The organism is Parafrankia sp. Ea1.12 (assembly GCF_900465275.1).
Classification (GTDB): domain Bacteria; phylum Actinomycetota; class Actinomycetes; order Frankiales; family Frankiaceae; genus Parafrankia; species Parafrankia soli.
In genome coordinates this window covers 1-8568 of record NZ_UBIZ01000537.1, presented here as the reverse complement: position 1 = coordinate 8568, position 8568 = coordinate 1, and the positions used below count along the sequence as shown (strand labels likewise).

Sequence of the window (8568 nt, the reverse complement as noted above, 5' to 3'; positions counted from 1 at the left end):
GCGCCGTCGGCGGAGTCCCGCTGCAGGTCTCCGGCCCCGCGGCCGGCCTCACCGCGGTGGTGGCCGAGATCGTCGCCACGCACGGCTGGCGGACCGCCTGTTTCGTCACCGCCGCCGCGGGCGTGGTGCAGATCCTTTTCGGCCTGAGCCGGGTCGCCCGCGCGGCCCTGGCCATCTCACCCGCGGTGGTGCACGGCATGCTCGCCGGCATCGGCCTGACCATCGTCATCGGGCAGATCCACGTCGTGCTCGGCGGTACCGCCGGCTCGGCCGCCTGGGACAACCTGATCGTCCTGCCCGGCGAGATCGTGTCGCCGGCCGTCCCGGCGGCAGCGCTGCTCGGCATCGCGACCATCGCGCTGACCGTGGTGTGGACGCGGCTGCCCCGGCCGTTGCCGTCCATACCGGCACCGCTGGCCGCGGTGTCGATGGTGACCGCGGCGTCGCTCCCGTTCGACGTCCCGCGGGTCGCCCTGCCCGACGACCTGCTGGGCGCGATCGCCCTGCCCGAGCTGCCCGCCGGCGGTGACTGGGGCGCGATCACGCTGGCCGTGCTGACAGTCGCCCTGGTCGCGAGCATCGAGTCGCTGCTGTCGGCGGTCGCCGTCGAGGCGATGCACTCCGGCCCGCGTGGCGACCTCGACCGCGAGCTGCTCGGCCAGGGCGCCGCGAACACGGTCTCCGGCCTGCTCGGCGGGCTGCCGGTCACCGGCGTCATCGTCCGCAGCTCGACGAACGTCCGCGCCGGTGCCCGCACCCGCGCCTCGGCGATCCTGCACGGCCTGTGGATGGCCGGCTTCGCGCTGCTGCTGGCGCCGCTGGTCGGGCGCATCCCGCTCGCCGTGCTCGCCGGCCTGCTGGTCGTGATCGGCATCCGCCTCGTCGACCTCGCGCACATCCGCGCGATCGCCCGCCACGGCGAGCTCGCGATCTACCTGACGACGGTCGTCGGCGTGGTGCTGTTCAACCTGCTTGAGGGCGTCCTGATCGGGATCGCCACCGCACTGCTGCTCGCCCTGCGCCGGACGCTGGTGGCGCCGGTCCACGTGCACCCGCCCACCGGCCCCGGCTCGCCGTGGCGGGTCGTCGTCGAGGGCGCGCTGACCTTCCTCTCCCTGCCCAGGCTGTCCCGCCGGCTCGCCGAGGTGCCCGCCGGGGCGTCCGTCCGGCTCGACCTGGCGGTCGACTACCTCGACCACGGCGCGCACAAGATGCTGGACGACTGGATCGCCGAGCGGCATCGCGCCGGTGCCACGGTGACCGTCGACGAGGTGGGGGCCGCACCGCTGGCCATCCCCACCGTCGCGGCCCGGCCCCGCGAGGGACGACTCTCCAAGAGCCTCTTCGGGGGGCGTTCCACCGGCCGGCACGCCCGGTCGGCGCGGCCGCCGCGCTGGCTCGCCCCCTGGTCGGACTGGCAGCACGGCCAGCTCCACGACCGCCAGCACCTGCTCAACGGCGTGGACGAGTTCCACCGCCGGACGGCCCCGATGATCGAGCCGTTCCTCACCGAGCTGACCGCGGGGCAGCGGCCGTCGACCCTGTTCATCACCTGCAGCGACTCGCGGCTCGTGCCGAACGTGATCACGAGCAGCGGCCCGGGGGATCTGTTCACCGTGCGCACGCCGGGCGCGTTCGTCCCCGGTCCGCAGGCGGTCGGTGACTCGACCCTGGCCGCGATCGAGTACGCCGTCGAGGTGCTCCGCGTCCGGACCATCGCCTCTGCGGACATTCCGGATGCGGTGCGGTCGCCGCCCTGCTCGACCGGGGCACACCCGGCCACAGCGGCTCCAGTGTGGGCCCGCTGCGCAACCTGGAGGCCTGGCTGCGCCACGGCGAACCGGCCCTGGCCCGCGCGGCCCGCGACGCCGGTGGCCTTCCACCGGAGCCCGACGAGTTGAGCCGGGTCAGCGTCGCGCAGCAGCTCGTCGCGTTGCGCGGGCTGTCCGTGGTGCGCCGCGCCGAGGCCGAAGGCCGGCTGCAGCTGGTCGGCATGTGGTTCGACATCGCCACGGCGCGCGCGATCGTCCTGAACGAGTCGACCGACCGGTTCGAGATCCCGACCGTCAGCGTCGTCCCAGTGTTGGAGAGCGGACAGCGCCTGGCCGACGCCACCCGGGGCTGACCCGTCGGTCGGCCCCACCCCGAGTACGGCGCAGGTGGCGGCGGGCAGCACCCGACCCGCCGCCACCCCGCCTGCCGTCTCGCCCAGCTCCGGCCTCGACTTGCCGGGTCGGGTTCCCGCCAAGGACAGAAGCTGTCCGCGAGGGTTCCTATCGTCGGCTCCACAGTCATCCGGCGAGCAGTCACCGGCGAGCAGAGGTGGGAACCATGAACAGCACCGTGGACGTCGAGAGCGGCCCCGAGGCCGGCACCGTCACCGAGGCCGGCACCGTCACCGACCCGAACACAGTCAGCGAGGCGGACAGCGCCGTCGAGGGCGGGACCGTCAGCGAGAAGGAGGACCTGCTCGCGACGCTGGCGAAGCACCGGCACTTCCTGCGCTACACCGTCCGTGACCTGACCGACGAACAGGCTGCCCGGCGCACCACCGTCAGCGCGCTGTGCCTCGGCGGGCTGATCAAGCATGTCACCGCGACCGAGCGGTCCTGGGTCGACTTCATTCTCGGCGGAGACCAGCAGGCGGACGCCGAGAGCTGGATGAAGCAGCACCAGATGCTGATGGGCGACACCCTGACCGGCCTGCTCGCCGACTACGAGGCCACGGCCGAGCGGACCACGGAGGTTGTCGGGTCGCTGCCCGATCTCGGTGTGACCCGGCCGCTGCCCGAGGCCCCGTGGTTCGAGCCCGGGGCGCGCTGGTCGATGCGGCGCGTCCTGCTCCACATCATCGCCGAGACGTCGCAGCACGCCGGCCACGCGGACATCATCCGCGAGAGCCTCGACGGCAGCCGCACCATGGGCTGAGCGGAGCCGAGCGGGCCGCCGCCCCCGGGCGGCGCCCGGTCACTCGGCGAGTTCCGGTAGGGGTGCCGACGCCGAGCGTCCCGGCGCCGGGGTTCGTTTCGGGAGTTGTCACGGTCGCACTGGAGTACTTCCATCTGACGTTGACGTCAGATATGTGGGGCCTCGCGACGGCCGGGTGGCGGGTGGCGAGGCGTCGCGCGGGCGACACGGGTGGAGGTCCCGTCGTCCTCAATTTGGCGGTAACGTCACTACCGTGAAAACGGGGTCAGTGACGCGCACCTACCAGCAGCGACGGCGGGCCGAGTCGGCGGACGCGAACACCGAGCGCATCCTCGCCGCGGGCGCCGAGCTGTTCGGGGAGCGGCCGTTCGACCAGATCACCCTCGCCGCGGTCGCCGAGCGGGCCGAGGTCGGCGTCCAGACCGTCATCCGGCGGGTCGGTACGAAGGACGGGCTCGTCCGCGCCGTCAACGCCTGGCTGGTCCCGCAGATCGAGGGGGCCCGGGGCGAGCCGGACGTCTCCGACCCGGCGGTGGTCGCCGAGCGCCTGGCCCGCCAGTACGAGCGGTGGGGGCAGGTGACCGACCGCGCCATCCGCCAGCAGGACGTCTCCCCGGCACTGGCGGAGGCCGCGGCCGCCGGCCGGCAGGCCCACCGGGCCTGGACGGCCGCCGCGTTCGCTGCCGAGCTCGACCGCCGCCCCCCGGCCGCCCGGCACGACCTGCTCGGCCGGCTCACGGCCGTGTGCGGCGTCGAGCTCTGGCTCGTGCTCCGCAACGACGAGGGGCTCTCCGTCGAGGCCACCCGCGCGGCGGTCGCCGACCTCATCGCGGCCTGCCTGGGCGGCCCGGGCTCCAGCCTGGCCGGTCCGGACTCGTCCACCACTCCCTAGCCCGCCGGTCCCCAGCTCGCCCCGGCCTCTCGCCGCCGCGATCCGCATCCACCCCATCCCCCCGCGTCGTCTCCCGAGATGCCACGTCCCGCGCGAGATCCCACGTCCCGCGTTCTCCGCCGGTGGCTCCAGCTCCAGGCGGCGGTCCGCCCTGCCCAAGGAGTGCCCACATGGCCCGCTACCTCGTCTACTGCACGACTGCTCCCGGTCACCTGTTTCCGCTGGTCCCAGGCCTGCGCGCCCTGCGCGACCGGGGGCACGAGATCCACCTGCGCATCGGCGCGCGGCTGGTGGACGGCCCGTGGGCCGACGGCCTGAACGTCGCGCCGACCGACCCGCGCATCGACGAGATCGAGGTGAAGGCGGACGCGAGCGGCACCGGCCCGGCCCAGCTCCGACGGGCGCTGGCCGGGCTGATGTCACGCGGCCCCCTGGAGCGGGCCGACCTCGAACGGGCCGTCGCCCAGGTGGACCCGGACGTGATCCTCGTCGACACCAACGCCTACGGCGCCGCGATCGCCGCGCGGGCGTCCGGGCGGCCGTGGGGGATCGTGCTGCCGTCCCTTGTCGCCCTGCCGGGCAAGGGAATCCCCCCGTACGGCCTGGGCCTCGTGCCGGGACGGGGGCCGCTCGGCCGGCTGCGCGACCGGGTGGTGTGGCCGCTGGTCATCCGCCAGTTCGGCGCGGCGATGCTGCCCCCGCTCAACGCCATGCGGGCGGACGCCGCTCTGCCGCCGCTGACCAGCCCGATCGACTACTTCCTGGAGGCCGACCGGCTTCTGGTGCTGACCGGCGACCCGCTGGAGTACCCGCGCTCGGACGCGCCGGAGCATGTCCGCTTCGTCGGCGCCCAGATCTACGACCCGCCCGGCGAGGCACCGGCCTGGCTCGCCGAGGACGGCGACCCCTGGGTGCTCGTCACCACCTCGACCGACTACCAGGGCGACGAACGCCTCGCCGTGGCCGCCGTCGAGGCCCTGCGCGACGAGCCGGTCCGCGTGGTGATCACCCTGGCGGACGCCTACGGGCACGTCGAGCTGCCGGCCGCGGCGAACGTCCGGGTCGAGCGGTTCGTGCCGCACGGCCCGGTGCTCGAGCGCGCCGCCGCCGTCATCTGCCACAGCGGTATGGGCATCGTGCACAAGGCCATCGCCGCCGGTGTGCCCGTCGTCGCCGTGCCGTTCGGGCGGGATCAGCCCGAGGTCGCGCGCCGGGTCGTGGAGGCCGGCGCAGGCGTCATGCTGCCGGCCAGGCGGCTGACCGCGCAGCGGCTGCGGGACGCGCTGCGCACCGCGATGAGCAGGCGCGCCGGGGCGCTGAACGCCGCACGCCGGATCAGGGCGAGCGGCGGCGGCGAGAGTTTCGCCACCGAGGCCGAGGGCCTCGCGGCCGCGCCGCGGCCCGCCGCCGCACGGCCCGCCGCCTGACGGGGAGGGTGGTCCGCGCCGAGACCGTCCGGCCTGGCCGCGGACCCGCCGGGCGCTGCCGGGCCATCGAGTCGGACGGAGAGTCGGGCGGAGAGTCGGGCGGAGATCAGGGCGCTCGGCGCTGACTACCATTGTCGCCATGACCCGACTCGGAGCCTCCGTCGACCATGTCACCGCGCTGCTCGGCGGGGCCGACCTGGCGTCCGACGCCTCCGTGCGTGAGCTGCTGGAGCAGACCACCGAACGCCGCGGCCTCGACCTCTCCGACCTCGCCCCCGCCGAGCAGGCGGCCCTGATCGCCGAGCGCTCGCAGGACCTGCAGCCCTCATCGGAGGCGCTGGCGGCCCGCATCGGCGACGCGGCGGCCCGGTCACGTCCCTTCGTGGCGAAGTTCGGCATCGACCCGACCGGCGCCGAGGTCCACCTCGGCCACGCGGTGCCGATGCTGCTCCTGAGCCGGTTCGCGCGGATGGGGCACCGCGTCGTGTTCATCGTCGGTGACATCACCGCCAAGATCGGCGACCCGTCCGGCCGGTCGGACGAGCGCCCGGCGCTCACCGACGAGGACATCGCCCGCAACCTGACCACCTACCGGGCCCAGGTCACCCCGTTCTTCGACTTCGAACGGGCCGAGTTCCGCCGCAACGGCGACTGGCTGCGCGAGGTGAGGCTGCCGCGGCTGCTGGAGATCGTCTCGCGCATCCCGGTGTCGATGTCGCTGCAGCGGGAGGACTTCCGGCGTCGCCTCGACGCCGGCCACGGGCTCTCCCTGGCCGAGCTGCTGTACTCGGTGGTGATGGCGCTGGACTCGGTCGAGGTCGACAGCGACCTGGAGATCGGTGGCATCGACCAGTTCCTGAACATGCAGATGTGCCGCAAGGTCATGGAGATCTGCGGCCAGACCCCGGAGATCGTCGTGGCCACCTCGCTGATCGAGGGGACCGACGGCACCGGCGCCAAGATGAGCAAGAGCCGCGGCAACTACGTCCCGCTGACGGCCGCGCCCGGTGAGATCTTCGGGAAGATCATGTCCGTGCCGGACCGGCTCGTCGAGCCGTACTTCCGCGCGCTCAGCGAGTGGCGCGACTCCGAGCTCGCCGTCCTGGCCGCCCGGCGCGAGGCCGGCACGGCGCACCCGATGGACCTCAAGAAGATCCTCGCCGGCGAGGTGACGGCGGCGATCCACGGGGTGGACGCCGCGATGACGGCCCGGGCCGAGTTCGTCGCGCGGTTCTCCCGCCGCACCTTCGCCGAGGTCGAAGACCTGCCGGTGCTCTCCGATCTCGGCGCGACCGTCGCCGACGCGGTGCGGGGGCTCGGGTTCGCGAAGAGCAACGGCGACGTCCGCCGGGTCGCGGAGCAGAACGGGCTGCGGCTGGTGGTCGAGTCCGAGGAGGGCCAGACCCAGGTGCCGCTCACGCCGGACGACGTCCGGGAGCCGCTGTCCGCCGTCCTCAAGGACAGGCTCGACGGCCGGTCCGGTGCCGTGTATCTCAAGGTCGGCCGCAAGCTGGCGCGGATCGAGCCTGCCGGCTGACGGCAGCCGCGCCGCGCGGGCACCGGTCGCACGGCGTCGGTGTCAGAGGTCCTGAGCCTCCGTGCGGGCGGTCTCCGCCGGCGGTGAGCCGGGGTGCGTCGCCGGGGTCTCGGGCGGTGCCGGTTCCGGTGGCGGAGTGGTCCGCGGGGGCGTCTCCGGCGGGGGTGCGGTGGTCCTGGGCAGGTCCTCCGGCGTCGCTGGTGGGGGCGGGTCGGTGGCCATGGGTGATTCCGGCGTCGGGTGCGGCTGCGCTGGTGGGGGGTTCGTCGCGCCCGAGCCCTGCGACGGGAACGGCCAGGACGGACCCGGACCCGGCGCCTGCGGCACGGCCGGTGGGCGCTGTGTCCCGGGTGTGGCCGGTTGGCCGCCGCTCCCGCCGGACCGCGGGGCGGCCGGCGCCTGAACCGGGCCGCCGGCCGGTCCCCGGCCCGTTCCCGGATCCTGGCCCGTGCCCGGCAGGCCCTGCTCCAGGCCGCCCGCGGCGCCGCCGACGGTGCCTCCGGTCGCTTCGCCGGGCGTCCCCGCGGACGTGCCGCCCGCCGCGCCGTCCGCCAGGCCGTCCCACGTGCCACTCGGCGTGCCGGCGGATGTCCCGGCGCCGCGGCCGTCGGTGGTGCGCCGGCTGCCCGCCGACTGCCGCTCGGCCGACCGCTGTTCCGCCACGCCCCCGGCGGTCGGCGTGGGCGGCGGGCTCGACGGCGCCCGCGGGGCCTGCGCGCCGTCGCCCCAGCTCGGGAGCAGCTCCCACGGAGTGAGGACGCTGCGCGCCGGCGTCATCGCGACGACCGTGGCGGTGGTCAGCACGGACGCCGCGACCACCAGCCCCCGCACCGGGCGGCGGGCCGGCTCCGTGGGACGGTCCACCACGGCCGGATGCCGCAGCCGCTGGCTGATCTCTGCGATCACCGGCACGGGCAGCCAGCCGGGCGGGCGGGGGCTGGCCCCGAGCTGGGCGTGGCAGCGGCCCAGGATCTCGGCCGGCGTCGGCCGCCGCTGCGGCGCCTTGGCCAGGCACGACTCGATCAGCGCGCGCAGGTCGCCGTCCACGCCGGTCAGCTCCGGCTCCCCCCGGACCACGCGGTAGATCACATCGGCGGTGTTGCCCTCGCCGAAGGCGTTGCGCCCGGTCGCGGCGAAGGCGAGCACCGACCCGAGGGCGAACACGTCGGAGGCCGCGTCCACCCGTTCGCCGCGAGCCTGCTCGGGCGACATGTACGGCGGCGATCCGATGACCTTCCCGGTGGTGGTGCTGCCCGCGTGGTCGGCTGCCCGCGCGATCCCGAAGTCGATCACGCGGGGCCCGTCGATCGCCAGCAGCACGTTCGCCGGCTTCAGGTCACGGTGCACGACCCCCGCGCCGTGGATGGCGACGAGCGCCTCCGTCACCCCGGCGGCCAGCCGGAGCAGGCTGGACGGCGGCAGCGGGCCGTTGCGCAGCACGCTGTCGCGCAGCGTCGGGCCGTGGATGTAGGCGGTGGCGAGCCACGGGCGGTCCGCGGCGACGTCCGCGGCGATCAGCGGCGCGGTGAACAGGCTGTTCACCCGGCCCATCGCGGCGACCTCCCGCTCGAAACGACGCCGGAACTCGCTGTCGGACGCCATGTCGGCGCGGATGACCTTCACCGCGACCGGCCGCTGCCCCGGGGAGTGGCCCAGATACACCGTGCCCATGCCGCCGGAGCCCAGCCGGCCGTGCAGCCGGAACGGCCCGATCTCCCGAGGGTCGTCGGCGCTGAGCGGGGCGGGGAAGTCGTCGGCCGGCCCGCCGCTGGAACGCTGGGAGG

Annotated in this window: 6 protein-coding genes and 1 pseudogene; 6 read left to right on the top strand and 1 reads right to left on the bottom strand. The window is 75.0% G+C overall.

The features are described from left to right. Positions 1–56: 56 nt before the first annotated feature. From FMEAI12_RS30915 to tyrS, 6 genes and pseudogenes are all read left to right on the top strand, one after another. Positions 57–1658 (top strand): annotated as a pseudogene (locus tag FMEAI12_RS30915) (SulP family inorganic anion transporter); the annotation flags it as partial. 98 nt (positions 1659–1756) lie between these two features. Beyond that, positions 1757–2125, top strand: coding sequence for a carbonic anhydrase (locus FMEAI12_RS39380; protein ID WP_255565765.1), 369 nt, complete (start codon positions 1757–1759; stop codon positions 2123–2125). Between the two features lie 206 nt (positions 2126–2331). Further along, complete coding sequence (locus FMEAI12_RS30910; RefSeq protein WP_112108805.1) at positions 2332–2928, top strand: DinB family protein; 597 nt, start codon at positions 2332–2334, stop codon at positions 2926–2928. Positions 2929–3196: 268 nt separating this feature from the next. Next, on the top strand, positions 3197–3820 hold the full coding sequence (locus FMEAI12_RS30905) for a helix-turn-helix domain-containing protein (protein WP_071061587.1): 624 nt from the start codon (positions 3197–3199) through the stop codon (positions 3818–3820). A 170-nt stretch (positions 3821–3990) separates the two neighbouring features. Then, positions 3991–5247 (top strand): nucleotide disphospho-sugar-binding domain-containing protein, encoded by a 1257-nt coding sequence (locus FMEAI12_RS30900; RefSeq protein ID WP_112108804.1) that lies wholly within the window; start codon positions 3991–3993, stop codon positions 5245–5247. Between the two features lie 139 nt (positions 5248–5386). After that, a complete protein-coding gene (gene tyrS, locus FMEAI12_RS30895) occupies positions 5387–6784 on the top strand; it encodes a tyrosine--tRNA ligase (protein WP_112108803.1) in 1398 nt (465 codons plus the stop codon). Between the two features lie 42 nt (positions 6785–6826). Here the strand turns inward: tyrS and FMEAI12_RS30890 are convergent. Continuing rightward, on the bottom strand, positions 6827–8568 hold a 1742-nt coding region (locus FMEAI12_RS30890; RefSeq protein ID WP_146776805.1), incomplete at its 5' end, for a serine/threonine-protein kinase.